At 50.0% G+C, this 25,558-nt stretch carries 23 protein-coding genes; 10 read left to right on the top strand and 13 right to left on the bottom strand.

The window, feature by feature from the left end; translation table 11 throughout:
- Window positions 1-166 precede the first annotated feature (166 nt).
- From HNQ92_RS21040 to HNQ92_RS21055, 4 genes are all read left to right on the top strand, one after another.
- Window positions 167-1,102 (top strand): D-2-hydroxyacid dehydrogenase, encoded by a 936-nt coding sequence (locus tag HNQ92_RS21040; RefSeq protein WP_184176974.1) that lies wholly within the window; start codon window positions 167-169, stop codon window positions 1,100-1,102.
- Between the two features lie 111 nt (window positions 1,103-1,213).
- Window positions 1,214-2,398 carry a galactokinase gene (gene galK, locus HNQ92_RS21045; protein WP_246440562.1) on the top strand — a complete coding sequence of 395 codons (1,185 nt, stop codon included), beginning with the start codon at window positions 1,214-1,216 and terminating at the stop codon, window positions 2,396-2,398.
- A gap of 43 nt (window positions 2,399-2,441) precedes the next feature.
- Window positions 2,442-3,581: an aldose epimerase family protein gene (locus tag HNQ92_RS21050; protein WP_184176976.1), complete on the top strand. Its 1,140-nt coding sequence runs from the start codon at window positions 2,442-2,444 to the stop codon at window positions 3,579-3,581.
- A 342-nt stretch (window positions 3,582-3,923) separates the two neighbouring features.
- Window positions 3,924-5,336 (top strand): TlpA family protein disulfide reductase, encoded by a 1,413-nt coding sequence (locus HNQ92_RS21055; protein WP_184176978.1) that lies wholly within the window; start codon window positions 3,924-3,926, stop codon window positions 5,334-5,336.
- 289 nt (window positions 5,337-5,625) lie between these two features.
- On the opposite strand, the gene HNQ92_RS21060 is transcribed toward HNQ92_RS21055, so the two are convergent.
- Window positions 5,626-5,895, bottom strand: coding sequence for a hypothetical protein (locus HNQ92_RS21060; RefSeq protein WP_184176980.1), 270 nt, complete (start codon window positions 5,893-5,895; stop codon window positions 5,626-5,628).
- Between the two features lie 200 nt (window positions 5,896-6,095).
- Window positions 6,096-6,869 carry an SDR family oxidoreductase gene (locus tag HNQ92_RS21065; RefSeq protein ID WP_184176982.1) on the bottom strand — a complete coding sequence of 258 codons (774 nt, stop codon included), beginning with the start codon at window positions 6,867-6,869 and terminating at the stop codon, window positions 6,096-6,098.
- A 107-nt stretch (window positions 6,870-6,976) separates the two neighbouring features.
- Between HNQ92_RS21065 and HNQ92_RS21070 the strand changes: the two genes are divergently transcribed.
- Both HNQ92_RS21070 and HNQ92_RS21075 read left to right on the top strand, forming a co-directional pair.
- Entirely contained in the window at window positions 6,977-7,309 is a 333-nt protein-coding gene (locus HNQ92_RS21070; RefSeq protein ID WP_184176984.1) for a winged helix-turn-helix transcriptional regulator, read from the top strand.
- A 59-nt stretch (window positions 7,310-7,368) separates the two neighbouring features.
- Entirely contained in the window at window positions 7,369-9,240 is a 1,872-nt protein-coding gene (locus tag HNQ92_RS21075) for a M1 family metallopeptidase (RefSeq protein WP_184176986.1), read from the top strand.
- Window positions 9,241-9,279: 39 nt separating this feature from the next.
- Here the strand turns inward: HNQ92_RS21075 and HNQ92_RS21080 are convergent, their stop codons facing one another.
- The 8 genes from HNQ92_RS21080 to HNQ92_RS21115 form a co-directional block, all read right to left on the bottom strand.
- Window positions 9,280-9,615, bottom strand: a complete 336-nt coding sequence (locus tag HNQ92_RS21080; RefSeq protein ID WP_184176988.1) for a hypothetical protein — start codon at window positions 9,613-9,615, stop codon at window positions 9,280-9,282.
- A 178-nt stretch (window positions 9,616-9,793) separates the two neighbouring features.
- Window positions 9,794-10,147 carry a hypothetical protein gene (locus HNQ92_RS21085; RefSeq protein ID WP_221307510.1) on the bottom strand — a complete coding sequence of 118 codons (354 nt, stop codon included), beginning with the start codon at window positions 10,145-10,147 and terminating at the stop codon, window positions 9,794-9,796.
- A gap of 317 nt (window positions 10,148-10,464) precedes the next feature.
- Window positions 10,465-11,316, bottom strand: coding sequence for a hypothetical protein (locus HNQ92_RS21090; RefSeq protein WP_184176990.1), 852 nt, complete (start codon window positions 11,314-11,316; stop codon window positions 10,465-10,467).
- Between the two features lie 168 nt (window positions 11,317-11,484).
- Window positions 11,485-12,312: a hypothetical protein gene (locus HNQ92_RS21095; protein WP_184176992.1), complete on the bottom strand. Its 828-nt coding sequence runs from the start codon at window positions 12,310-12,312 to the stop codon at window positions 11,485-11,487.
- 250 nt (window positions 12,313-12,562) lie between these two features.
- Window positions 12,563-14,866, bottom strand: coding sequence for an FdhF/YdeP family oxidoreductase (locus HNQ92_RS21100; RefSeq protein WP_184176994.1), 2,304 nt, complete (start codon window positions 14,864-14,866; stop codon window positions 12,563-12,565).
- Window positions 14,867-14,871: 5 nt separating this feature from the next.
- Window positions 14,872-15,708 (bottom strand): formate dehydrogenase accessory sulfurtransferase FdhD, encoded by an 837-nt coding sequence (fdhD, locus tag HNQ92_RS21105; RefSeq protein ID WP_184176996.1) that lies wholly within the window; start codon window positions 15,706-15,708, stop codon window positions 14,872-14,874.
- Between the two features lie 285 nt (window positions 15,709-15,993).
- Entirely contained in the window at window positions 15,994-16,254 is a 261-nt protein-coding gene (locus HNQ92_RS21110) for a hypothetical protein (RefSeq protein WP_184176998.1), read from the bottom strand.
- Window positions 16,255-16,428: 174 nt separating this feature from the next.
- On the bottom strand, window positions 16,429-16,809 hold the full coding sequence (locus tag HNQ92_RS21115) for an immunoglobulin domain-containing protein (RefSeq protein ID WP_184177000.1): 381 nt from the start codon (window positions 16,807-16,809) through the stop codon (window positions 16,429-16,431).
- 547 nt (window positions 16,810-17,356) lie between these two features.
- Between HNQ92_RS21115 and HNQ92_RS21120 the strand changes: the two genes are divergently transcribed.
- Complete coding sequence (locus tag HNQ92_RS21120; RefSeq protein ID WP_184177002.1) at window positions 17,357-18,382, top strand: esterase-like activity of phytase family protein; 1,026 nt, start codon at window positions 17,357-17,359, stop codon at window positions 18,380-18,382.
- Window positions 18,383-18,391: 9 nt separating this feature from the next.
- Here HNQ92_RS21120 and HNQ92_RS21125 read toward each other — a convergent pair whose 3' ends face one another.
- On the bottom strand, window positions 18,392-19,399 hold the full coding sequence (locus HNQ92_RS21125; protein ID WP_184177004.1) for a helix-turn-helix transcriptional regulator: 1,008 nt from the start codon (window positions 19,397-19,399) through the stop codon (window positions 18,392-18,394).
- 294 nt (window positions 19,400-19,693) lie between these two features.
- On the opposite strand from HNQ92_RS21125, the gene HNQ92_RS21130 reads away from it, so the two are divergent.
- Window positions 19,694-20,320 (top strand): YceI family protein, encoded by a 627-nt coding sequence (locus tag HNQ92_RS21130; RefSeq protein WP_184177006.1) that lies wholly within the window; start codon window positions 19,694-19,696, stop codon window positions 20,318-20,320.
- A 64-nt stretch (window positions 20,321-20,384) separates the two neighbouring features.
- Window positions 20,385-21,260, top strand: a complete 876-nt coding sequence (locus tag HNQ92_RS21135; RefSeq protein WP_184177008.1) for a c-type cytochrome — start codon at window positions 20,385-20,387, stop codon at window positions 21,258-21,260.
- Between the two features lie 316 nt (window positions 21,261-21,576).
- Here the strand turns inward: HNQ92_RS21135 and HNQ92_RS21140 are convergent, their stop codons facing one another.
- Window positions 21,577-22,629, bottom strand: coding sequence for a serine hydrolase domain-containing protein (locus HNQ92_RS21140; RefSeq protein ID WP_184177010.1), 1,053 nt, complete (start codon window positions 22,627-22,629; stop codon window positions 21,577-21,579).
- Between the two features lie 420 nt (window positions 22,630-23,049).
- Here HNQ92_RS21140 and HNQ92_RS21145 point away from each other — a divergent pair, with 420 nt between their 5' ends.
- Window positions 23,050-24,240 carry a cytochrome-c peroxidase gene (locus HNQ92_RS21145; RefSeq protein ID WP_184177012.1) on the top strand — a complete coding sequence of 397 codons (1,191 nt, stop codon included), beginning with the start codon at window positions 23,050-23,052 and terminating at the stop codon, window positions 24,238-24,240.
- Between the two features lie 17 nt (window positions 24,241-24,257).
- Here the strand turns inward: HNQ92_RS21145 and HNQ92_RS21150 are convergent, their stop codons facing one another.
- Window positions 24,258-25,493 (bottom strand): nucleoside recognition domain-containing protein, encoded by a 1,236-nt coding sequence (locus HNQ92_RS21150; RefSeq protein ID WP_184177014.1) that lies wholly within the window; start codon window positions 25,491-25,493, stop codon window positions 24,258-24,260.
- Window positions 25,494-25,558: the final 65 nt, after the last annotated feature.

Below are 25,558 nucleotides of genomic sequence, written 5' to 3' on the forward strand. Positions count from 1 at the left end.
GGCCTGGGCGATATTCCGTAGGATTTTCGAAAGGAGCGAGGCCCTATTTAGTAAAATAATCAGCCGCCAAAGCATCTTTCCTCTATCTTTGGCCCCGAATGAATCGTCATCAGGTTGCACGCAAGTGTAATTAAAAGCCGCTCTTACGTACTTTATTTTTACCACCATGAACGCGTACATACATTCAGCGCTGGGCGAAGCCTCCATCGAGCGACTGCGGGAGGCGCTGGCCGCCGACCATATTTTGACGTTTCGGGCCGAAGCGGAGGACGAAGCCCGGCAGGCTTTCGAAAAAGCGGAGCTCATTCTGGGCAATCCGCCCGCTGATTGGTTTGAGCAGGTACCGGCCTCGCTGCAATTCTGGCAGCTGGATTCGGCGGGGTTTGATCAGTATAAAGAAGTACAGCTGGACGAAAAGGTACGGGTAGCCAACATGGGCGACTGGTTTGCGCGGCCCTGCGCCGAGACCATCGTGGGCGGGGTACTGGCGCTCTACCGGGGGCTGGATACCCTCACGTTGCTCAAAGAAAAGGCCGAATGGGTAGGCGCAAGCCTGCGCCCCCAGCTCTACACGCTCAACCAGCAAAAGGCCGTGGTGCTGGGTGTAGGTACCATCGGCACGGCCGTTCGGAAAATCCTGGAAGGCTTTAATTGCGAAGTCAAAAGCATGGCCCGTACCTCGCCCGAGGCCGAGCTCCACAGCCGGGAGGAGCTGCTCGCGGAGCTGGCTACCACCGATGTCGTTTTTAATACCCTGCCCGGCACAGCCCAGCGCCTGGTGGATGAAGAGTTCCTCTCGGCCATGAAAAAGGGCAGTGTCTACGCCAACGTAGGCCGGGGCAACACCACCGATGAAGCCGCCCTCCGGCGGGCGCTGGAATCAGGCCACCTCTACGGCGCCGTACTGGACGTCACCGAAGTAGAGCCACTCCCCGCCGACAGCCCCCTGTGGCAGATGCCGCGCGTAGTCCTGACCCAGCATACCGGCGGTGGCCAGGCGCGTGAGAACGACGGGAAAGTAGCGTTGTTTATCCGGAACGTAAATCGCTTTTCGCAAGGCGAAACCCTAGAAAGCGCCGTGGACCTGCAACGAGGGTACTAAGCTAGGTACCTTAGGGATACCTAGGTGTACTTAGGGCAAAAGGTACTTTACGTTTGCGAAATAACCCGCCAGCCGGTAGGTGAATGAAGGGGGGGCTATTACTTTTGTTTGATGAGTATGATGATGGAGAAAATAGAGATAAGTACCGCCGACCGCATCCGGGAGGCCTACGCAGAACACTTCGGACAAGCCGCGACCCGCTTGTTCCGCTCGCCGGGCCGCATTAATCTGATTGGTGAACATACCGACTACAACCAGGGCTTTGTGCTACCCGCCAGCGTGGATAAAGCCGTGTACTTTGCGCTGAGTCCGCGCTCCGACGCGCGCGTGATCCTGCACGCCGTGGACCTGGGAGCTACCTACGCCTTTGACCTCCACGACCTCGCCAAGCCCGCCGACAGCTGGCCGTACTACCAGCTGGGGATATTGGATCAGCTCCAAAAAAACGGCTACCGCATCGGCGGGTTTCAGGCTGCGTTTGGCAGTGATCTGCCGGTAGGTGCGGGCATGTCGTCGTCGGCGGCGCTGGAGTGTTGTTTGCTTTTTGCGCTTAATGAGCTGTTTGTGCTGGGGTTGGATCGACTCGCCATCGTAAAAATGGCCCAACGCGCCGAAAACGAGTACGTGGGGGTCAACTGCGGCATCATGGATCAGTTTGCGTCGGTATTTGGAAAGGCCGAATCGGTGATCCGGCTGGACTGCCGCTCGCTGGAGTACGAGTACTTTCCCTTTGCCATGAACGAATACCTGCTGGTACTTTGCGACACGTCCGTGAAGCACTCGCTGGCCAGCTCCGAGTACAATACCCGGCGGCAGGAGTGCGAAGCCGGCGTAGCGATTCTACAAAAGTACCAGCCCGACATCCAAAGCCTGCGCGATGCTACTCCGGCCCTGGTGGAAGCCCACCGCGAGGAACTGGGCGAGGTAATCTACCGCCGCTGCAAGTACATGACCGAGGAGATTCGGCGTGTACAGGAAGCTTGCGAGTTGCTGCTCCGGGGCGATTTGGTGGGTTTTGGGGCCAAGATGTACCAAACCCACGATGGCCTCCAGCACGAGTACGAGGTAAGCTGTGAGGAATTGGATTTTCTGGTAGAGCAAACCCGCGCCGATTCGAACGTCCTCGGTGCCCGCATGATGGGCGGGGGCTTTGGTGGCTGTACGATCAACCTGGTGCGGGCGGATGCGGTGGAAGAATTTGAAACCTACCAGAAAAAAGCCTACTTTCAGGCCTACGGCATTCCGTTGCCCTGCTATCGGGTCCGAATCACCGACGGTACCGGCGAAATACTTTAATACCTTTATGCCATCCAAGTCCTAACCTTTTCTTTTAATTCTTATGAAAAACGCTCTCTTCTTTGCCGCGCTGCTTGGCTCATCTCTGGTTGGGTGTCAAAGTAAAGAAAAAACCCAAACTATGGAAGCTACCATTGTAAAGACCCCCTTCGGAAAACTGGAAGACGGGCAAACGGCCGACCTCTACACGCTGACCAACAGCAACGGCATGACCGTGAAAATTACCAACTACGGAGGGATCATTACCCACCTGACCGCCCCCGACCGCGAGGATAACTACGAAGATGTCGTTTTGGGTTTCGACTCACTGGCCGACTACCTCAAAGGGCACCCGTTTTTTGGCGCGCTGGTAGGCCGCTACGGCAACCGCATTGGGCAGGCGCGCTTTACGTTGGACGGGAAATCGTATAGCCTGGCGGCCAACAATGGTCCCAACAGCCTGCACGGCGGCAAAAAAGGCTTTGATAAGGCACTCTGGAATGCCGAAGAAATCCGGGCTGACACCACGGTAGGTCTGCGGCTCACGCACGTGAGTCCTGACATGGACGAAGGCTTTCCGGGTACTTTAAACGTGGAAGTGGTTTACACGCTCCAAAACGACAATTCGCTCCGGATCGACTACAAGGCTACGACCGACAAGCCCACCATCGTTAACCTGACCAACCATTCCTACTTTAACCTCACGGGCCTGAAACGCGATATACTGGCGCACGAGCTCATGCTCCAGGCGGATAGCATCGTGCCGGTCAATACCCGGCTCATCCCCACGGGCAAGCTCATGGCGGTGGAAGGTACCCCCTTCGATTTCACCAAACCGACGCCCATCGGCCAGCGCATCGACCAGACCGACCACGAGCAGATCAAAAATGGCGGCGGCTACGACCACTGCTGGGCCATCAACCGCGCCGACCAGGCCCTACTGCGCTTCGCTACCGTGCGGGAGCCCCAGAGCGGCCGTATCATGGAAGTATATACGTCGGAGCCCGGCGTGCAGTTTTACACGGGCAATTTCCTGGATGGCTCCCTAAGCGGCAAAGGCGCTACCTACAGCAAACGCTTCGGCTTCTGCCTCGAAACCCAGCACTACCCCGACTCCCCCAACCAGCGGCAGTTTCCGTCGGTGGTGCTGCGCCCCGACGAGACGTATACGTCCAGTACCATGTTCAAGTTTTCGGCGAAGTAGGGGACAGGCTAACTTCACTAAGTCCTTGGGGTTGAATCACCCAGCGTTTGAAACGCTAAGGATCAGCGATCCCAGGTACGTGGGATCGAGCTAGAAAAAGGGTAGCGGGCCTGCGGGTTCGCTACCCTTTTTTGGTTGGAAAATAGGGAGTATATTTACTTGGACGCTTCATTAATAATCCAGTAGTAGCGTAGCATGGGTGGTTAAGTCAGAGAGGTAGTTTGCAAAAACGGGAATATTCATTTTATAAAACAAAAGATGGCTCTATACCCAAAGCTATTTTCTTCTTTTGCTCTGCTACGACGTTTCACCGTCGGGATCTTGTGTGTCCCGACCCTACTGATGACACTGACTGTTTCTTGCCAGCGCGCAGAACAAGCTGACGAGCCTTTGATTGCCACCCATATTTCGGGTAAATACTTGGGTAGGCCAGCAATGTTTAAGCATCTTGTAGCCGAGGAGATGCCGTTATTAAAACAAATCTCGCTAACCAGGTATATCTTTTCTTTGGAAGAAATGATACACCTGGCTTCGGGAAATACGAATGCGCTGGATAGTACCTTTTCTATGACCCTCTATTTGAACAAACCAATAAACGCTTGCCTGCTTGGTTCTGAATCGGAGGTGTTTATTACCCCGGGAGACAGCGTTTATCTGGAAACCGATCTAATGTATATCAGGTCGGCAAGCGGAGCCCGTAGCGACAACTACCGGGTGTCGGAGGTCATCTCGCAGCTGGGCCATTTGAATGAAACTACGTTCAACGGAAACGATCCAATCAAGTTTAAATCTGAGTTTCAAGAACTTCATCGAAGAAGGCTCCAGGCCGTTGAACGGCTACAACTAACCCCGGAGAGTGCCGCTTTTTTTAAGGATAAGTACCAATATGTCTATTGGCAAAGTCTCCTGAGCTACTACAACCAAAAAAAAGATTCCCTGGAATTTGAGAAAGGCTTCTTGTCGGCTATTCCTATGGATAGGTTCCCGCTTTGCAGTACGCCGGTCATTCCTCGTCAATACTGGGGATTCTTAAGCGAGTTATTCCAGTATCAAAATAGAAAATTTAAAAGTGACCGGGAAATCAGGGCCTACGCCGACTCCTTAGCAAGGTACTTTCCTACTGAATACCAGCAGCCAGTACTGATGACTATGCTATTGGAGCAATTTAGGGCCAATGCCAAAGAATTTTATGCGAGGCCCGTTTTGGAAGAGTTCTATCAAACCTATGCTGCCTCCCGTTTAAAAGACAGCCTGGTGCAGCACCTGACGAAAGACGCCTATGCTAGGTTCAGCTCCTACTCAGACCAGCTTCCGGATTATATCGAAAACCAGAAGTTTTATGACCCCGAAGGAAATGTGCTGACTTTTAGGGAAATCTTGGACTCGAACACAGTACCCGGAAAAGGCATCTACCTTGATTTTTGGGCGAGTTGGTGCGGGCCGTGCATCGGAGAAATGGAGGCAGCTCGGGCGGTAAACTGGGAGGGACTACCCGTCCGGAGAATCTATATTTCTTTAGATGATAACCAAGAGAAATGGATCAAAGCCAGCAAGAAATACGGCGTTATGTCGGGGCAATACCTGCTTGATAGGGGTAGTTCTCATTGGACAACCCATGTGTTTACCCACTTTTTCGGGGCCGACAAGGGTATTCCCAAGTACATTTTACTCAACAAAAGCGGCCGATTATTTTCGGTCAATGCCCCTAGGCCTTCGGATCAAGTACGTCTGAAGCAAATGATCCAGACTTTATAAGTTTAGCCTTAAGGTACCTTTTATTGTATTTATTTTACGATTCAGAAGTGTTTACAAACGAACGTACATACCACTAACACGCCTTCATGGCCGCGTAGCGGTTGAATGTTTATAGGGAAGAGGGCTCAGGGAGGGAACCCTCGTGCCGTTAGGTACGTAACAAGCTGTGGGTTAAGTAGCTAACGGCACGAGGGCGGATTTAGATGGCCGTTTTAGCTATAAACATGTCGTGCCTACGGCACTGATTTGGAAATAGAATTCTATACTTGCTGTTCATGTTTATTTTGCGTTATTGCGCTGAAGGATATTCCGAAAAATATACATCCATTCCAATTTGCCCCATAATGGCCATTGATTTAGAGCTCAAAACCCCACCACCACCTGTAGCCTCTTTTCTTATATCAAAACCAATGTCAGCAACATAATTACTAGGCTCTAAATCTTTGCCTTTTTGCATTAACCAAGTCTCAAGGGCATCAATTTGAGATGGCAGATCCCATGCTTCATCACAAAGCCAATCCAAAACAGGGCTGGAAATTAGCTGATTTTTTAGACTCAATGCTGAATCTGATAGCAGGGTGCACTATTCAATCTAAATGGATTCCTCGTTTGCCTCCAAAAATTCCGATTCAATCCCCATAAGAACCTCACTGGTTTCCCCGAAATAATCGGGGCAGGCAGTGCAACAGCGGTTTCATGCTTGGCTTTGCAAGCCGCACGAAAACCTAGTTGTTACCAGCCGTTTTTTCTGTCTACTTGTTAGATTGTTGGCAAAGCTCCACCGTCCACCGAATAGTTTGTTCCGTTGATGTATTTTGCTTCGGTAGAAACAAGAAATGCAACAAGGTTAGCAACTTCTTCGGGTTCAGCCATTCTGCCTAATGGAACACCCACTTTGTCCATTACAGCTTTAAATGCTTCGTCTGAGGTAATATTTGACGACTCTGCGATGTTGTCAATAAATTCCAACATTAGCGGTGTTTTTACAACGCCCGGTGAAACAACATTTACTCGTATGCCTTTAGAGCCAACTTCGTTTGCCAATGCTTTGCTGTAAACATTCAACGCTGCTTTTGCAGAAGAATAAGACATTGTCATTTCCCAAATCGGTTGTTTTGCAGCACCCGTAGAAATGTTGATGATTACACCGCTTTTCTGTTCAATCATTGTCGGTAATAACGCTTTGTTAATACGAACAACAGACATAAAATTCAGTTGCCAATCGTTGATCCAATGTTCGTCCGAAAGAGCACTGAAACCGCCACCGGGACTTAAATTAGCGCCTGCATTGTTTACAATAATGTCTATTCTGCCATATTTTCCCAAAATTTCTTTTGCGAGAGTTTCTGCACTTTCGCGTTGGGTAAGGTCTGCCGAAATGAAATGCTGCCCGTTTGTGATTTCTTTTGCTGCAGTTCGTGCCGTTACAATTACTTGCACACCTGCATTGCTTAATTTGTCAACAATGGCTTTGCCTATGCCCTTTGTTCCGCCTGTTACTAAGGCAACTTGTCCTTTTAATGAATTGTCCATACTATTTTTTTAAAAGTGAGTTGCAAAGCAAAATTAAATACTTTACATTTGCAAGTAGGTACATCAATGTATAGTAGTAACACTAAGTAAAGTTTTGAGCAGAATCTATGTCTTTAAGCAAAAAAAAATTACAAAAGCCCGAAGAAAAATGCACGCTTCAAGAAATTTTAGGTGTAATAGGCGGAAAATGGTCTATGTCCATTATCTATGCTTTATTTACAGGCAAAAAGCGGTTTAGCGAATTAGAAAGGATTATACCAAACATAAATACCCGAATGTTGGTCAAAGAATTGAAGAATATGGAAGCAAATGGAATTGTTGTCAGAGAAGTTTTTGCAACCGTTCCGCCAACCGTTGAATACACCTTAACAACAAAAGGGGAAAAGTTAGAGCCAATTATTAATGAATTGTATAAATGGGGTGTTGAATATGTCGGTTAGTGTGTAATTGTCAACAGTTATCAATTGAAGCTTCGCTGATGCCTGAAAACCCATCAACCTTGAAAAATATACTATTACAAATTTTTATTATCTTATTAGTTTTCTCAAATAGTTCTTTTGGGCAGGATCTGCCAATTACTAAAAATGTAAAAGAAGCCTATAGGGTAGGTACAAGAGATATAAGCGGTGCTCCCGGTAAATTATACTGGCAAAACACCGGTGATTATAATATTAAAATAAAATTTGATTCTGCCACCCGATTATTAAATGGCACAGTAGATATTGAATACACTAACAACAGCAATGATACTTTAGCTCAACTTGTGTTTAAATTGTATCCAAACTTGTATAAAACGGATGCTATTCGTAATATGTATATTGCTCTTAAAGATTTAGGAGCCGGAGTTCAAATCGAGTCCTTTATAATTGATAACGAATATTTTGATAGCGCCAGGTATAAAATAATAGGGACAAATATGTATGTTGATAATAAAATCATTTTGCCAAAGCAAAAAGTACATATTACTGTAAATTATAGTTATATCTTAAACGCAGGATCTTTTATCAGAACTGGTCAAATAGATACCGGAGCGTTCTTTATCGCGTATTTTTTTCCAAGAGTTGCCGTATATGATGATATAGATGGTTGGAGTGAACATCCATATTTAGGTAAAGAAGAATTTTATAATGATTTTGGGGATTTTCATGTTGAGATTACAGTTCCTGACTATTATCAGGTTTGGGCAACAGGAGAACTTAAAAATAAGCATGAAGTTTTTACTAATGAAATAGTATATAGACTTGAACTTGCTCAACAAAGTGACAGTATTATAAACATAATTACAACCGGAGATTTACAAAATGGACATGTTACAAATAAAAACAAGGATTCTGTAAATACTTGGATTTTTGATGCTAAAAACGTTATTGATTTTTCATTTTGCATAAGTAATCATTATGAATGGAAATCCACCAGTGTAATAGTAGATTCCACATCAAAAAGACGTGCCGGGGTTGATGCTGTATTTAATCCCAATCATGAAGCTTTTTTACCTGTTATTTCTTATGCACGAAAAACAGTGGAGCTTATCAGTTATTATTTTCCTAAGATACCATTCCCATATTCTCACCTGACTGTATTTGAAGGGTTGGATGCAATGGAATATCCTATGATGGTAAACATTTTACCTTTCAAAGATCCGGCTGATGCCATGGAACTTACAGCACATGAAGTTTTTCATTCATTATTCCCTTTTTATGTAGCCAATAACGAAACAAAGTATTCTTTTATGGATGAAGGCTTGGCGACATTAACAGAATTTATGTTCCATCCTCTTATCGATTCAACTATTCCTTTAAATTATGACATCAGCCCTGTAAACCTATCTGCGGGCACAGATGAAGATATGCCTGTTATGACACCTACCCCTCAATTATATGGCAAGGCTAGGTTTGCGAACAAAGACTTAAAGCCTGCTTTGGCATATCTATATCTTCAGGAAATGCTTGGAGAATCTCAATTTCTGAAAGCTTTACAATTATACATCACAAGGTGGGCAGGAAAGCACCCCACACCTTTTGATTTTTTCAACAGTATAAATGCTGGAAGTGGTATAAATTTAAATTGGTTTTGGAATAATTGGTTTTTTGAAAAAAATGTTCCTGACCTTGCTATAAGTAATGTAAACAATCGTAAACTTAATTATTCGATTGATATTTCTAGTCCCGGTACATTAGCAGTTCCTATACATCTTACCATTATTTACGAAAACGGTTCTAAAGAGACAATCACTAAAGATATATCTTGCTGGGCAAATGGTAGAAAGCCAATCAACTTAAAATTCAAAGCAAAGATGAAAGTTAAACAGTTGGTGTTAGGAAATGCTTACGACGTTGACATTAATCCTGAAAATAATAAGTGGACATTTTAATTCCAAGTTGGAGTGTAAATTGAACGATGTCATTTTCTTTCAGCGGCCAATAAATGGCTCTCTGTCTGGCTGGATTCTGTTCCTGAATTTAATGTAAAGCTGCGACATGGTCAAACCGTGCGACGGTCGCCCCAGTTCCTTACCGTCTTTTTGGTCTTGCGCCACGGGGTACCCCGCGTTACGGCGGTTGGCCACCCCGGATGCCTTGCTCTCTTCCAAGTGATTAGTCAGTTCACCTTCAAGCATAGATTCCAGCAGATATTTAATCATGGGGCGGAAAACCCCATCGGCACCGCCTTGTTTTTTGCCCTCGGACAGGCCCTGCATCGCCTCTTTCTTAAATTTTTCAAAATCAAAGTTTTTGTCTGTTTCCATGTCTGTGTCTGATAACGTTTTTGAATTTAGTTATTTTTACCTCACAAGGAGGTGACACAGTTCAGTTTACAGTCTCCACGCGGTCGGTTTGGATAGCCGTTTTAGCTATAAACATGTCGTGCCTATGGCACTGATTTGGGAATACAATTTTATACTCGCTGCTCATGTTTATTTTGCATTATTGCACTGAAGGATATTCCGAAAAATATAAATCCATTCCAATTTTTCCCATAATTGCCATTGATTCAGAGCTCAAAACTCCACCACCACCGGCAGCGTCTTTTCTTATATCAAAGCCAATGTCAGCAACATAATTACCGGGCTCTAAATCTTTGCCTTTTTGCATTAACCAAGTTTCAAGGGCATAAATCTGAAATGGTAGATCCCAAGCTTCATCACAAAGCCAATCCAATTTCTCTCCCGAATCCAATATGTAAATATTTATTGGCATTTTCTGTTCTTTTAATGTACAACGTGAAAGCATTGGTGTTAAGCGTGGTATTGGTAGCAATGCAAAGATAAACAGATGCATTGTTATACTGGCTAACCCCAATATGCCATGGGGGTTAAATCACCCAGCGTTTAAAATGCTAATGATCAGCGATCCCAGGTGCCAGGGAGTGAGCTAACTAAAGGGGAGTGGGCTATGTCAGAAGCAAGGTTAAAATCCTTTACCATTTAGGGGTACAAAACACTTCTTGACGAGTGGATAGGTTTGTAAAGTACCTTGCGGCTTTCCCCTTATTTAAATTATTTATAATCCAAAGCAGATTTACGGGCTAAAGGTTTTGTGATATGGAGCAGACGCAGCGATAGCAAGTCTAGTCTCATATCACTTGTTAGATGGGGTTATAATCTACTCCTATTTAATTTGTATTCCTTCTCCATTTCAGTTTTCTTGATTTCTGCAAGCTTCTCTTCCAAAATGAGTTTTATTCCAAGTTCTATAGTAGGATATAATTCTAAGCATTTTTTTTCCTCTAGTTTATGAATTCCAGTACTTAGAATTCCATAAATATCTTTGTTGTCAAATAGAAATTTTGGCAAGAATGGTTTTAAGAAACTTATTTTCTTATCCATTGAAAGTCTTGTGAAATCGCCCTTTTCAATACTTGCGTCCATAATTTCTTTATTCGCCTCATAGCTTTCAAAAATTAGATGTTCAAATATTCTTCTAAAATAAACGAACGATCCAATTCCAATTCCATGACTTGCTAAACCAATCCCTTTGTTTAATTCAGAGTACTTTACATTCCCTAATACCTTTTTGTATGGTTGCGTCTTATAATCTTTTAATTCAGCGAGGGTTGGGTATTGCCCAATTTTGAAGAATTTGTATTTGATATAATCTTCAGTTATAAATTTAATATAAAATCGGATTATATGATCGCTATATTCTATTCTTTCACATTTAAATGAAATTGTGAATTCAGAATTATGAAAATGGCTAATGTCCTTTTCTTCCTTAAATTTTTCAAAGCTTCCTAAGAGGTTTTTAGAATATGAAAATTGAGATTGATCTTTTGCTTCAGGAAACTTAGGGTATGCTTTGAAAATAGATTCCTTTTTACAATATGGGCAATAACTATCTACTTTTCCAGAAAAGTAAATGAGCTTATATAGTTCTTCTAAATTTTCTTCCGTATATGAGTACTCTTTATAAATAGATTCTTCAAAGTAAAATTTGTAAGGTTCTACCATAATGATTTTTTATTTGGTGAGTTTTTTTATGCCCGCTAACGGCATGACTTACTGATGGACGGGAGTCTGGAAACGTAAACCGTCTTGCCGTGATAAAAATTACTTAGAAAGCTGAACACCACTTTACCCGTCTACCCGGCTAGCAGTAAACCGATGTTACAGGCAATTTTACTCAATTTTTGTATACGTTAATTTAAACCCGGAAGTATCTGAACCTCTTAGAAGCACACCATTCTCAAGCGTCAAGTCTTCAATTGAATGAACTAGTTCTGATGGTTTTTCATCAATCGTCTGTATTTTTTGCCATACAAATCTTGAGGCGTCTGAAGAAAGAACATTTAATTGAAAATAATATTTCTCGTCTCCAGCTACGGAAAGATAATACTTTCCGCTATCATCAATTCTCAGAAACTCTTGTCCCCTAAAAGTACCGTCCATTTTTTTATACTCCAATTTCCATCTTCCAGTCAATTTTGCAAACGTGGAAGTCTCTGGCGTCATGTTGATAGCCTTTGTTCTATTATTTTCCACTTCGTCTTTCAAATCCTCATAAAATTTATCAAACGTCAATTTTATTACATCATCGCTAACATCAGGAGAAATTACATTCTTTAAGGTTACAAAAAATTTCAGCAGGTCCGGTTTGTTATTTAGCTTAGTAACGTTCAGATACTGGAAAAAACTTTTGCTATCTTTCAAGTCTGAAATGTCAAGATCACAAAGAAGAACACAAATACTTCCTTTGGATAAAATGCCACCAGCCTCGAGTATTATCCACTCTGAATTTATATTCTCCTTCGTCAAAAAAATTATTCCGGTTTTTACACTAACAAGTTCGGTCTTAATCTTATTAAACCAGTCTGCATCTTTAGCAATGCTTTCAGGAGAAAAAAAAGATGCCGAATTCTGCAAAATTACAGGAAGATATTGATGAAAAGCATAAGCAACTGCGTTGCTTAATGTTCCTGACCAACTTAAAAAGATATTATTCGTCATTTTTATGATTTTGGATGTCTATTAAATTGCCTGTAATAATTGTGTATCCGAACCCTTTGCAATCGTTTACAAGCGACTACAATTGTTTTTGATACGTTTGTAACTAGTAGTAGCGTAAAAGCGATAAGCAAAGTACCTGCGGCTGGGTGTCAAATATACCAATTACCGACCAAAAGCATAACGCACAGGGATTTTCCTTTTTGAAGAAAGAGAAAAATGATATTCTAAGACTCCTACAACTAGCCGAAAGTTAGCTTATAACCTTCTGCACCTTCACGGCCACGGTCTTGAACACGGGCGTATTGCTGCCGCGGGCGGTGGTGTCGATGGGTACCAGCACGTTGGCTTCGGGGAAGTAGGTAGCCAGGTACCCGTAGGGAATGTCGTAGGCCACCACCACAAAGGTACGGGCCACGCGCTCGCGGCCCCCGTGCGTGTTGTACAGATCCACGACCTCGCCCGACTGCAGGCCGTCTTCCAGGATGTTCTGGATGTTCATAAAAACCACCCGCCGCTCGTTGTGTACGCCGCGGTAGCGGTCGTCGAGGCCGTAGATGGTGGTGTTGAACTGGTCGTGGCTGCGGAGGGTCATCAGCAGGTACTCGCCGGGCGCGGGCGCGGGGGCGTGGGCCTCGGCTACGTGGAAGAGCGCCTTGCCGGCCGGGGTATTGAAAGTACCCTCGCGGGCCGGGTTGGGGAGGTAGAAGCCCGCCGGGCGGCGTACCTTTTCGTTGTAGTTTTCAAAGCCCGGAATCACGCGGGCGATGTCGTTGCGGATGTGGTCGTAATGCTGCTCGTAAAGCGTCCAGTCTACCTTGGTGCGGTGGGCAAGGGTGGCCTGCGCCAGCCGACACACGATGGCTACTTCGCTGAGGAGCTGGTCGGAGACGGGCGTAAGTACCCCCCGCGAAGCCTGCACCACCCCCGTGGAATTCTCGCAGCTTACAAACTGCTCGGCACCGCCCGTCAGGTCGCGGTCGCTGCGGCCCAACGTGGGCAGGATCAGCGCCTCCTCACCGTGGACCAGGTGGCTGCGGTTGAGCTTGGTGGATACGTGTACCGTAAGGCGGCACTGCCGGAGCGCCTGCGCGGTATAGAGTGTGTCGGGCGTGGCCGAGAGAAAATTCCCGCCCATGGCCAGGAATACCTTGGCCCGGCCCGCGTGCATGGCCCGGATGGCGTTCACGACGTCGTAGCCGTGGCGCTCAGGTACCTCAAAGCCGTACACCTTCCGGATGTTTTCGCGCCACTCGGGCCGTACTTTTTCCCAAATACCCACGGTGCGGTCGCCCTGGACGTTGCTGTGGCCGCGCACCGGGCAGGTACCTGCACCCGGCTTGCCGATGCTGCCTTTGAGCAAAAGCAGGTTGACAACCTCCCGAATGGTGTCGACGGCGTTGGCGTGCTGGGTGAGGCCCATGGCCCAGCAAATGATGATTTTTTTCTTTCGGGCCAGTACGTCGGCAGCTTGGTGGATTTTGGGTAGAGGTACCCCGCTCTGTTCGGCGAGTGGGGCGAGGTTTTGTCGTTGGAGGTGCTCCAGGTACCCTTCGTAGCCCGCGGTTTTATTCCGGATAAACTCCTGATCCAATACCGAGCCGGGTGCTTTGGCTTCGGCCTGGAGCAGGAGCTTGGCCAGCGCTTGCAGCAGAGCCAGGTCGCCGTTGGGACGTACCTGCAGGAAAATATCCGTGAGCTGGTGGTCGAGGTTAAGTACCCCCCGCACCGTTTGCGGATTGTTAAAGCCCAGCAGGCCCGCTTCCTGCAGCGGGTTCACCGAGATGATCGTGGCCCCGTTGCGCTTGGCTTTTTGGAGGGCCGTGAGCATCCGGGGGTGGTTGGTGCCGGGGTTTTGCCCCATGATCATGATCACCTCGGCTTCGTACAAATCCTCCAGCTTGATGCTACCTTTCCCAATCCCCAGCGCTTCCGACAGCGCCACCGACGTAGATTCGTGGCAAAGGTTGGAGCAGTCGGGCAGATTATTTGTGCCGTATTCCCGCACAAAAAGCTGGTAGAGAAAGGCCGCCTCGTTGCTGGTGCGGCCGGAGGTATAAAAAACGGCCTCGTCGGGCGAGTCGAGGGCGTTGAGGTGCTGAGCGAGTTTGGCAAAGGCCCCTTCCCAACTGATGGGCTGGTAGTAGGAACTACCTTTGGGCAGGTACATGGGGTGGGCGAGTCGTCCCTTTTTGCCGATCTCCAGATCGGAAAGTTCGGCCAGCTCAAACACCGAATGCTCGGCAAAGAAATCCAGCCCGATGCTCCGCTCGGTGGCTTCTTCGGCCACGGCCTTGGCCCCGTTTTCGCAGTACTCGGCCACGGGCGAGCGGTGGCCGTCGGGGTCGGGCCAGGCGCAGCTGGGGCAGTCAAAACCGCCTTTCTGGTTCAGTTTGAGCAGGGCTTGGTTGCCGCGCACGACGCCCGCTTCTTCCACGATATGCCGCAGACTTACGGCCACGGCCTTGACGCCCGCCGCTACCAGGCGGGGTTTTTCCAGCCGCAGGCCGGTTAATTTTTCCGGGTTTTCGGGGTTGGGGTACTTGGTTTCTTCCATGGGGTTTAGGTCGTTAGGGCGGGTTGGATGCGTTCGAGGCCGTGGTACACGTTAAACTGATCTTCCCGCAGAAAGCCCACCAGGGTGAGGTCCATTTCCTGCGCCAGCTCCACGGCCAGGCTCGAGGGCGCACCCACCGCCGCCACGAAGCGAATGCCCGCCATCGCGGCCTTCTGGATGAGCTCGAAGCTGGCCCGGCCGCTGAGCAAAAGTACCTGATTTTGTAAGGGTAATTGCCCCGCTTGCAGGGCGTTGCCCACGAGCTTGTCTAGGGCATTGTGCCGACCAACATCTTCGCGGAGCAGGAGCAGGGAGCCGCCGGGCTCAAAGAGCGCCCCGGCGTGTATGCCGCCCGTTTGGGCAAAAAGAGCCTGCTGTTGCCGCAGGCGTTCGGGGAGTTGGTGCAGCCAGTCGGGCGTTACGGTCCAGGTACTTGGGGCATCAGCCGGGAGCGAAAAGGTACTTAGGGTACGTACCGCGTCTACCGACGCTTTGCTGCAAATGCCGCAGCTGGAACTGGTGTAGAAATTGCGCTCCAGGGTAGGTAGGTCCAGGCTGACGTCCTCGCGCAGGATCACGGTGAGCTGGTGGTGGTCGTCGTGGCGAAGCTCCTGCACCTCGTCGTACCGCCGGATAATCCCCTCCGTAAACAAAAAGCCCAGCGCCAGCTCTTCGTCCTGGCCGGGCGTACGCATGGTGACCGAGAGGTTTTTGCGCTGCCGGGCGGGGCCGTGCAGCAGAGCAATCCCCAGCGGTTCTTCCACGGCCAGGGTGTCGGTGAGCACCAGGGCTTCGCCCGCCCGGAATTTGGTGATTGTACTTGGGTGCGTTTGGATAGCCATAGCCGTAAAGGTACCTAAATCCCCCCGGATGCACCATGCGTCCGGCGGAAAGGAAGTACCCGGCTATAACTACCCAACCACACCGCTGGTTTTAAAAAGCGTTTGGCTTAGAAGGTGTTTGAGTTATTAATTTGATAGCGAAACAAAGGATTTTCGAGCGAAACGAGGCACTTTTTCAGCGCATAGCCGGAGGCTACGGACTGAAAAAGTAACGAATCGGACCGCCGAGCGGTTGCAGCCGAAAAGACAAAGTTGCAGCTCAAAGAAACTAACTTAAACAACTTCTTAACTCGGCAAGTGCCTTTTCATTACTTCCTTGATCATGTTTTCGGTGGCATAGAAAGGCTTTTTCGCGATGGTTACCCGCAGCGAACCCTGCTCCACCAGGAAACTACCCTCTACGTCGCTAACCCCGGCGGGTACTTTGAAACTACCCCCCGTGCCCGACCGGTGAAAAGCACCCTTAGCCTCCTCGATTTTCTTCTGCGCCTGGTCCAGAAAAGTATCGGCGCTGCTCGTTAACGGAATATCAAAACTAAATGCCATGGTGTACTTACGATTGGTGAATAAAGTCTACCAGCACAAAAATTGATCCAGGGTACTTTGTTTGGCTTGCCGGTTGCCGCCAGGTACTTTCGGGGGTACTTTACGGGCGGAACAAAACAAAGCGAGCCACTCGCGGGGAGTGGCTCGCCAAAGTAGGGCTATGCCAGAGGTACCTTATTTCACCGCCGTTACTACGCGCGTTACTTCGGTTTTGATCTCGAAAGGCTTCTCTACGTGGCCATTGGTGGTATCTACTACGAAGGTGTAGTTGCCATCCAGGAGGTTGGAGAGATCAAATACCTTCGTGAATTGCTCCGATTTGCCCGCGTATTCGCTGTAAAGGACGTTGCCGTCGGCATTTTTGATGGCGATGTACGAGCGGTTAGGCAAGTTATTGATCGACAGCTTGAACTTCAGGTTGTTCAGCGTTTCCAGGTTCAATTCCAGGTTGCTGCCTTCCCGTACTTCGGAAGCTTTCTTGTCGTTGTTGGCTACGGCAAAGTTGACGGCTGATGCGCTCAACAAAAGGGCTACTGCTAAAAATGTCTTTTTCATGATTAATTCAAATTTAATTGTGTGTTAATAAATTGTATAATTTTAATAATTAATACTCAATTGGATCAGGAGAAGCGTTGCTTTAAGAACTACCTTATTTTTTGCTTCATTGACGCTACAAACTTACATAAGATATTAATATTAAGTCAATAGCTGGGCCAGTCTACCTAAAAGTTCCTACCACGATCCTATGATAATATTTGAAAAGTACCATGTTTATTTAAAAAGTACAACAAGTCGTTAGTTGTTTGCTACGGCTATTCTCGGTAATTTTCCAAGAATCCAGTTTTACGAGTTGTATTTTTATTATAAAATACGTAATCAAAGTACTTTCTCTGTCCGCGTAGCGAATGCCAAACTGCCGAAGAGCCGGGTTTTAATGCCGATTTAATCCAAAATGAAGGGTTGATTGCCAATAGCTGCTTATCATTGCAGTACCAACAGCCGCCGCGAAAGTACCCTGCCGCCGGTACCTGGCGCGCGAGCAAGTACCCCGCCCGGCTGTTGAAGGAAAAAAGACTGATTGTATTAACCCACCTCAAAAGTTATGCGCTGCTCCGTTTCGTGGCCGTTGATCCTGTTGTTGAGCTTAGTCGGCTTTGGCGCGCTGGCTCAACCCAAGGTACCTGCCTTTACCTACCTACCGGCGGGGTCGGTGGCCGATCTCAACGAACGTTTTGCGGATGATCCGGACTTCGGGGGAATCTCCGGCCTGGAGTACGACCGCCTGGCGCGGGTGTGGTACCTGGTGACGGATGGCGAGAAAAACGCGGCGGGCGACCGCTTCAGCTACCTTTATACCTTCAGCTCCGAAAGTACCTCCGGGTTTCCCGACTGGCGGTCGGGGCAAAAGGCTAAACTACCCATCCAGTCGGCGGAGTCGGTGCGGTACAGCGGAGGTACTTTGTATTTTACCGTCGAAGACGACAAAAGTCCGCACGAATCGTTTTTTCGTCGGGACGGCCAGGGTACTTTCTCCGCCCTCGCGATCCAAAGTACCTACCTGCGCGACCGCGGCTTCGAGTCGCTCATCGTGGAGCCGGACGGCGCGCTCTGGTCCATCCGGGAGCGGCCCGGCCAGGAGCGGCCCGGCCAGGAGCGGCCCGAGCAGACTGGGGAGCCCGTGTACCTGCTGCACTGGGACGAAAAAGGTACCCCACTCGACTCGCTGCGGTACCCGCTGGACGTCAACTCCTGCGCCCCGGCGGGCCCCAGCAACGGCAACGGGATTTCGGAGATCCTGCGCGATACGGACTCGACTTTCCTGGTGCTGGAGCGCTGTACCAACCTGGCCGAGCCGGTTCTCAAAAATACCGTGGTACTTTACCGCTTCTACCTCACGGGTACCCGGCGGGGCCAAAAGGAAGTGGCGGCCGAGCTGCGCCCGCTGTTGGACGCGCACTACGGGCAGGTACCTTTCAACCCCGACAACCTCGAAGGCATGTGCTGGGGCCCGCGCACACCCGCCGGGCAGCGCACGCTGGTCCTGATCTCGGACGACAACTACAACCGCGTCAGCCGCCAGAAAAAGGCCGTGCAGTACGGCCGGTTTTTGGTGCTGGTAGAGGAGTAGGAAGGTACTTTACGGCCTTACCGAAAGGGCTTTTGACGAACGCTGGTACTGCGAAGGGCTCACGCCCGTGTATTTTTTGAAAGCCACCGAAAAATGCTGCGCATGCTCATAGCCCAGCACCGCCGCCACTTCATCTACGGAGTAGCCGCCGTGGCGCAGGAGATTCCCGGCGTACTCCATGCGTAGCTTCCGCAGGTAGTTAAAGACCGTCGTGCCAAAGAGCAGCTTAAAGCCCCGCTTTACTTTGAACTCATTCAGCAGGCAAATCCGGCTGAGCTGCGTCAGGCTGAGCTCGGAAAGGAAATTTGCGTCGAGGTACTTTCTCAGTTCATGTAGTTTTTCGGCTTCGTCGGGGCGCATCTCTTCGTGCGTGGGGGTAGGCGTGCCAAACTGCTCCATTTGCAGCGCTACCAGTTCCAGTACCCTGGATTGCACCAGCAGGTTTTGGATAGGACGGGCCGTTTGGTCATGCCGGATACTGTCGATCAGCCGCAGCATGTGCGGGGTACTTGGCAACGTTTCCCGGCGACCGGAGCACGGGCGGCTGCGGGAGAGGTCGTTGGCGATGCGCTCGCTCCAGGCGTCCTGAATACTGAGGCAGGAAAGGTAAAAATCTTTGTCCAGGCTAATGTGTAGCATCTCCATGGTTTGCTTCCGGCCGATCCAGTTGATGCTCTGCCCGCTGGGAGAATACACCAGGTTATGGTAGCCGGGGCGCATGTTGAGGTCGTGGCCCAATCCTGAAAAGTGAGTATCCAGATGCCCGGCCATAAAAAAGTTGATGTTCACGGAATCGGGCGTCTCCACGTTGTGTAGCTCCATGTCATCGAGGGTTTCACAGCGCATGGTAGTTGCCTTCATGTAGGGAGTAAAGAGGGGTTTGGAGTAGATACTCCCCACCGATGGATGAAAGTACATGGCCTCGTCGATAGCCGCGGCGGGCTTGTTGGCTATAAATGGGGCCTTGGGCCGGGGCTGAAAAGAAGCAATGTCTGAGGCGTGCAGAACGATGGGCATGGCAAAAAAGTCAAGGGGTATTTCAATGGCGCTAATAGATTTCGTGCCAAAAATAAAGCACAGTACCCCCTCCAGCGGTGCATAAAATGATAAGTGGCTTTTTTTCGTGATTAGTTGCTGAGGCCAGATCCTAAGTACCCTGTCTCCCGCCTAGTTACTCAGACTTCCCGAAAATCCGTTTGGCGTAGATCATCCTCCGTTTGGCGTAGGTGAGACTCGCCTTCTTTCCCTGAATTTTGCAGCATCAATGTTCACTACAATTTAATTCAATCACCCAAAAAACAAACTTTAGCTATGAAAAAGAAAATGCTTGTATGGCTCGCCCTGGTACCCCTGGTGTGGAACTGCACCGATCGGAAGGTAGAGGTAGCTACCACTACTTACGCGCTGGACGCCGAGCGCTCGGTAGCCGAATGGAAAGGCCACCTCAAGACGGGGTACTTCAACGAAGGCTCGATGGCCGTGCAGAGCGAAAACCTGGAAGTGCGGGACGGCCAAGTGACGGGGGGTACTTTTAGGCTGCCGGTTTCGTCCATCGTCAATTTTAACCTACCTACCGAAGAGGTGAAGCAGCAGCTGGTACATCACCTGCAAAGTGCCGATTTCTTCAACATGGCCCTGCACCCCAATGTTACCTTCGAATTGTTGGAAGTAGCGCCTTATACAGGTACCCAGGCCGGGGCCATAACCGGAGCCAACTACCAGGTGCGGGGTACTTTGAGCCTGCTGGGGAAAACGAATCCCGTGGTTTTTCCTGCCAGAATTAAGTTCGTTGATGACAAGATAGACATCGAAGCCAAGCTCCAGATCGACCGCACCAAGTGGGGCATGACCTACGCCACCGACCCCGCCCTACCGGCCGAGAGCTACATCGAGCCGCTCATCGACCTGCACCTCAAGCTGGTTGGAACAAAAAAATAAAGTACCCTTCACGGCCGGGCTGGTACTTTACGCCGTCCGACCGTTCTTTTTTACTCAAATAGCCATGAAACGTAAGATTTTTAAGTACATCGGACTAGGGCTGCTGGCGGTCCTAGCGCTGCTGCTGGGCGGGTACTTCCTGGTAAAGCGCAGCGTCCACAACCGCACCACCCAAAAGTACGCTTTCGCCACCGAACGTCTACACGTACCGTCCGACAGCGCCACCCTGGCGCGGGGGCGGCACCTGGTGGCGATCAAGGGCTGCCAGGACTGCCACGGGCAGGATTTGGCGGGGAAAGTCCTGAACGACGACGGCGCTCTGGGCCGCCTGGTAGCCACGAATATTACCTCCGGAAAAGGCGGCCTGGCGCAGGATTATACCACCGATGATTGGGTGCGGGCGCTGCGGCACGGCGTGGACAAAACGGGCCGACCGCTGCTGCTGATGCCTTCGCAGGAAACAACGCTGCTGTCGGCCGAAGACCTGGGGGCGGTGATTGCGTACTGCCAGCAGGTACCTGCCGTAGACAACCCCCTGCCCGCCAATAGCCTGGGTCCGCTGGGGGTACTTTTGACCCACTTTGACAAAATCCCGCTGCTCTCGGTAGAAAAGATCGATCATACCCAGCCAATGCTCGCCCGGGCCGACACCACCGAGGGCGTAGCGATGGGCAAGTACCTGGCGGTGTCGTGCAGCGGCTGCCACCGCCCCGACTTCAAAGGCGGTGAGCCCGTAGTGCCGGGCCAGCCTCCGGTGCCGGACCTAACCAGCGCGGGCCATATAGGAAAATGGACGCAGGAACAATTCATCCAAACGCTCCGTACGGGTAAAACGCCCGCCGGACACCAGATGAACAACGAAAATATGCCCTGGAAAATGACCGCCCAGTACGAGCAAAAAGAGCTGGCCTCGCTCTATCAGTACTTTCGGAGCCTTTAAATTTAGGGCAGAGCCTTATCCACTGCCGCAGGTACTTGGTCAGGTTACGCTTCGAAGCGTAGCCTGACCAAGTACCTTGATTTACAGTTTATCCAGCATTTGCTACCTCTAAAGAATTCACTCTTTCAGTTCGGGCAAAGTACCTTTTCCGGGCTCGGCGGCGGCTAGAGGAAGTCGTTTTTTGCGGGAGCTAGTGGTGTGAATAGGGGGTACTTTACCGAACGGACTTAGTATAAAGTATAAAGTACCTGGCCGTTAAAGTGTTCAGGGAGTAGTTCTGGCCTGGCCGAAAACGGTAAATTTCAGCCTTGCGGTGTTACCTGTTGTTTTCTTTTTCAAGGGCGGGAAGAATGTACTTCAGCAGCATTTCGAAAGGGAGCTTACCCCGCCAGTTGCCGTAATTGCTACCAGTAAACACCGCCGTTACGTTGTATTCAGGAAGCAACATCATATATTGTCCGCCGTTGCCAGAAGCAAAGAGCACTTCTGTACTGATGTCTTTGTAGTTCAATTGCTCTTTGTACCAAAAGAAACCATACCGCGCACTTTCGTATTGGGCATTGGGAATTTTGGAATAGCGGGTAAACGAAAAATCAATCACGATCTGGCCATTCGTGGAAGCTTCTATCCAGTCGGCACTCACGATTTGTGTACCTTTCCAGCGGCCTTTGTTTCTAACCAAATCCATGATTTTGAGCATATCTAGGGGCTTCATGTAAAAGGAGCCCGCCGTCATGCCCTGGCCTTTGGGAGAAACGGTCCATTTGTAATCTTTGATGCCGAGCGGTTGAAAAAGGTTCTCTTTGGCAAAATCCATCACGCTCATTCCACTGGCGCGCGCTATGATTTCGCCGACAAGCATGGGCTCGTTGGAATTATAAGACCAGTTTAATCCCGGCTCCCTGATGCGGTCAACCCCCAGGCAGTAGGCTACCCAGTCCTGGGTTTTAACCATTTCCTCTTCGCATTCGGGGCCTATGTCGTAAAACTCTTCGCAGCCTAATCCCGACCGCATTTCTAATAAGTTCCGAACGCTGATTTTTCGTTTGCCCTCGTCTTTAAGTTCCGGAAAAAAACGCCCCAGATTGTCATCCAGCGCCATCAGCTTTTTGTCGATGGCGATGCCGGCCAAAAGACTGGTAATGGATTTGAAAGACGAGCGCATGTCGTGTGGAGTGTCTTTTTTGAATCCGTTAAAATAGTCTTCAATAATCATGGTATCACCGCGTTTAACGACGATCGCGTCGATCTTAGGGTAGGTTTTATCCACCACTTTTTCTTTGAGTTCCTTTAGAAGGGAATGCTCTGCGGGCTGCGCCTGGCAGTTTGTAAAAAGCAGTATGAAGAGGGCGGCAAGTAGGGTTTTCATACATGGCAGGTACTTCAGGATTGATTCAATCATCTCTTTTAGTATAAATGAGGGGGTTGTCAGATACGTGGGAAGGAACTAGCGACATCAAAAAAAAAGCCCATGGCTCAGTTCACGTGTTTCGTCAAATTGCCAGTGTGGGTAATTGGCCTGGGAGTAGGTACTTTAAAAATCCAGCTCGGATAAAACACGAATGAGGTCTAAGCAAGCTGATGACTTTTTCAAAGGTACTTAATTCTGTAACAAAGACATAGGTACCTTCGCCCGGATCTTTATCGCCCTAGATGAGGAAAAAACGGACAGTAACGTCTTTAGTTAAGTATAGACAAGATCGAGTCGGGGTTCGTTGCCGCGGCGCTGGGATTTTTCGCGAGTAGGGGCGGCTACCTACCGATTGCGAGGTACTTGGATTTTATTTGAATGAAGCCATTGACTCTCTTCTTTTTATCATTTCTGGGGGTACTTGCCGTACTGGCGTGCGGACGGCAAGAAGCGCAAAGTACCCAAAAGAAGGAGAAAAAGCCCATCGAAACCCTGGCGGTGCTGGGGGCTTTGCCCCAGTACGTCACCGATCCGCCCGACAACCCCAGCAGCCCCTTCAAAGTAACGCTGGGAAGGTTGCTGTTTTACGACCCGATCCTGTCCGGCAACCGCGACGTGGCCTGCGCGACCTGCCACCAGCCGGAGTTCAACTACGCCGAATTTTTGGAAACGTCCATCGGCGTGAACGGCCTGGGGAGCGGGAGTAAGCGGCGCTTCAAGGTACCCAACGACATCCCGTTTGTCAAACGCAATTCGCAGAGTATCCTGAATGCCGCCTTCAACGGCATCCAGAACCAGGGTACCTACCGGCCGGAGCTGGCCCCCATGTTTTGGGATCTGCGCGCCAAAGGCCTGGAAGCGCAGGCGCTGCTGCCGATCCGGACGCTGGAGGAAATGCGAGGCCACGGCTACGCGGAAGAAACCATTCTGGACGAGGTACTTGCGCGGATACGAAGCATCGCTGAATACGAAATGCTGTTCACGGAAGCCTTCGCGGGTGAGCCGAAACCCATCAACGCCACCAACGTAGCCAAAGCCCTGGCGGCCTACGAACGTACCTTGGTAGCCAACAATTCCCGGTTCGACCAGTACCTGCGGGGCGATAGCGCGGCGCTGTCTACCAGCGAGAAGGAGGGGTTGCAGCTGTTCTTGAAAGCGGGCTGCGCCAAGTGCCACGCGGGCCCCATGCTGTCCGACTATCAACTCCACACGCTGGGGGTACCTGATTCGCCGAATAACCGGGAGCCGGATGCGGGCATTCGGAACGACTACGCCTTCCGGACGCCCACGCTGCGCAACCTCCGCTACAGTGCCCCCTACATGCACAGCGGGAAATTCGCGACCCTGGAGCAGGTACTTCAATTTTACGAAGATCTTTCGGGTGGTAAAATCGTCAACCCGCACGTCAGGCCCGACCAGATGGACCCGCTCGTGAAGGAGCTGAAGGTCAATTTCAGGGATATTTCCCGCATCGTGGAGTTTTTAGGTACCCTCAACGACGATAACTTCGACAAGACCGTACCCGACCGCGTACCCAGCGGCCTTAAAGTTCGGGGCAACGTCGAGTAGCGAGCCGGGTTACTTACTCAGTGAAAAAACAAGTACCCCAGCCAGATCCCCGCCAGCACGCCGATGAGGTCGGCGATGAGGCCCGCGGTGATGGCGTAGCGAGTATTCTTGATGCCCACCGAGCCAAAGTACAGCGCCACAATGTAGAGCGTGGTGTCGGCTGAGCCTTGAAAAATACACACCAGCCGCCCCACGAACGAGTCGGGCCCGAACTCCTTCATGGCGTCGATCATGAGCGCGCGCGCGCCGCTGCCGCTGAGGGGCTTCATGAGCGCCACGGGCAGGGCATCGGTGAAGTCGGTATTGAAGCTAAAAAATGAAAAGAGGTACTTGAGGCCCCCCACGAGGTAGTCCATGGCGCCGCAGTTGCGGAACGCGCTGATCGCTACCAGCATCCCCACCAGGTAGGGGATGATCTTCACGGAGGTTTCGAAGCCGCCCTTGGCCCCCTCGATGAAAGCCCCGAAGACGTCGACCTTCCGGTACAGGCCGCCCACCAGGAAGCTGGTGATGATGAGGAGCAGGATGGCGTTGCCCGTCACGATGGACACGGTTTCGATCTGCTCCTTGGGTAGTTGGGAGAGGTACCATAGCGCCAGCGCGATGACGGCCGTGACGCCGCCCACTCCTAAAAGTACCGTGCGGTTGAAGAGGTTGGAGCGCTGCCAGGCCGCCGTGATGAACATACTGGCGATGGTGGTGACGTAGGTACCTACCACGCAGGGAATGAAGACGTCGGACGGGCTCGTAGCGCCCAGAATGGCCCGCTGCGCAATGATGGTGAGCGGGATGATCTGCAACCCCGAGGTATGCAGCACCAGGAACATGATCTGGGCGTTGGAGGCGGTATCCTTGCTGGGATTAAGCTCTTGCAAGCTCTGCATGGCTTTGAGCCCGAACGGCGTGGCGGCGTTGTCAAGGCCCAGCATGTTGGCCGCGAAGTTCATGATCATCTGGCCGTTGGCGGGGTGGTCGCGGGGTACTTCCGGAAAGAGTTTATGGAAAAAAGGGCCAATGGCGCGCGCCAGCAGGTTGATGGCTCCCGCGCGCTCGCCTACATTCAGAATGCCCAAGAAGAAGGTCATGACGCCTGCCAGCGGTAGCGCAATGTCCATGACGGCAATTTTGGACATATCCAAGATGCCTTCTACGACTAGTTTGAGGGTCTGGGTGTCGCCGGATACGAAAAACTTGGCCAGGGCAATCAGAAAAGCAATGGCAAAAAAGCCAATAAAAATATAGTTGAGCGCCATGGAGGGTCCGTTTTAAAAACAAGTCTATAAAAAACCCGCCGCTTTAGCAAAAAGCTTCCACAGAA

This window comes from Rhabdobacter roseus (assembly GCF_014202275.1).
In the GTDB taxonomy this organism is placed as follows: Bacteria; Bacteroidota; Bacteroidia; order Cytophagales; family Spirosomataceae; genus Rhabdobacter; species Rhabdobacter roseus.

Bases quoted from the DNA above. Each gene is read 5' to 3' on its own strand.
- HNQ92_RS21040 (WP_184176974.1), top strand. From the start codon at position 167: ATGAACGCGTACATACATTCAGCGCTGGGCGAAGCCTCCATCGAGCGA.
- galK (WP_246440562.1), top strand. From the start codon at position 1,214: ATGAGTATGATGATGGAGAAAATAGAGATAAGTACCGCCGACCGCATC.
- HNQ92_RS21050 (WP_184176976.1), top strand. From the start codon at position 2,442: ATGAAAAACGCTCTCTTCTTTGCCGCGCTGCTTGGCTCATCTCTGGTT.
- HNQ92_RS21055 (WP_184176978.1), top strand. From the start codon at position 3,924: ATGACACTGACTGTTTCTTGCCAGCGCGCAGAACAAGCTGACGAGCCT.
- HNQ92_RS21065 (WP_184176982.1), bottom strand. From the start codon at position 6,869: ATGGACAATTCATTAAAAGGACAAGTTGCCTTAGTAACAGGCGGAACA.
- HNQ92_RS21070 (WP_184176984.1), top strand. From the start codon at position 6,977: ATGTCTTTAAGCAAAAAAAAATTACAAAAGCCCGAAGAAAAATGCACG.
- HNQ92_RS21080 (WP_184176988.1), bottom strand. From the start codon at position 9,615: ATGGAAACAGACAAAAACTTTGATTTTGAAAAATTTAAGAAAGAGGCG.
- HNQ92_RS21085 (WP_221307510.1), bottom strand. From the start codon at position 10,147: ATGCATCTGTTTATCTTTGCATTGCTACCAATACCACGCTTAACACCA.
- HNQ92_RS21090 (WP_184176990.1), bottom strand. From the start codon at position 11,316: ATGGTAGAACCTTACAAATTTTACTTTGAAGAATCTATTTATAAAGAG.
- HNQ92_RS21095 (WP_184176992.1), bottom strand. From the start codon at position 12,312: ATGACGAATAATATCTTTTTAAGTTGGTCAGGAACATTAAGCAACGCA.
- HNQ92_RS21100 (WP_184176994.1), bottom strand. From the start codon at position 14,866: ATGGAAGAAACCAAGTACCCCAACCCCGAAAACCCGGAAAAATTAACC.
- fdhD (WP_184176996.1), bottom strand. From the start codon at position 15,708: ATGGCTATCCAAACGCACCCAAGTACAATCACCAAATTCCGGGCGGGC.
- HNQ92_RS21110 (WP_184176998.1), bottom strand. From the start codon at position 16,254: ATGGCATTTAGTTTTGATATTCCGTTAACGAGCAGCGCCGATACTTTT.
- HNQ92_RS21115 (WP_184177000.1), bottom strand. From the start codon at position 16,809: ATGAAAAAGACATTTTTAGCAGTAGCCCTTTTGTTGAGCGCATCAGCC.
- HNQ92_RS21120 (WP_184177002.1), top strand. From the start codon at position 17,357: ATGCGCTGCTCCGTTTCGTGGCCGTTGATCCTGTTGTTGAGCTTAGTC.
- HNQ92_RS21125 (WP_184177004.1), bottom strand. From the start codon at position 19,399: ATGCCCATCGTTCTGCACGCCTCAGACATTGCTTCTTTTCAGCCCCGG.
- HNQ92_RS21130 (WP_184177006.1), top strand. From the start codon at position 19,694: ATGAAAAAGAAAATGCTTGTATGGCTCGCCCTGGTACCCCTGGTGTGG.
- HNQ92_RS21135 (WP_184177008.1), top strand. From the start codon at position 20,385: ATGAAACGTAAGATTTTTAAGTACATCGGACTAGGGCTGCTGGCGGTC.
- HNQ92_RS21140 (WP_184177010.1), bottom strand. From the start codon at position 22,629: ATGAAAACCCTACTTGCCGCCCTCTTCATACTGCTTTTTACAAACTGC.
- HNQ92_RS21145 (WP_184177012.1), top strand. From the start codon at position 23,050: ATGAAGCCATTGACTCTCTTCTTTTTATCATTTCTGGGGGTACTTGCC.
- HNQ92_RS21150 (WP_184177014.1), bottom strand. From the start codon at position 25,493: ATGGCGCTCAACTATATTTTTATTGGCTTTTTTGCCATTGCTTTTCTG.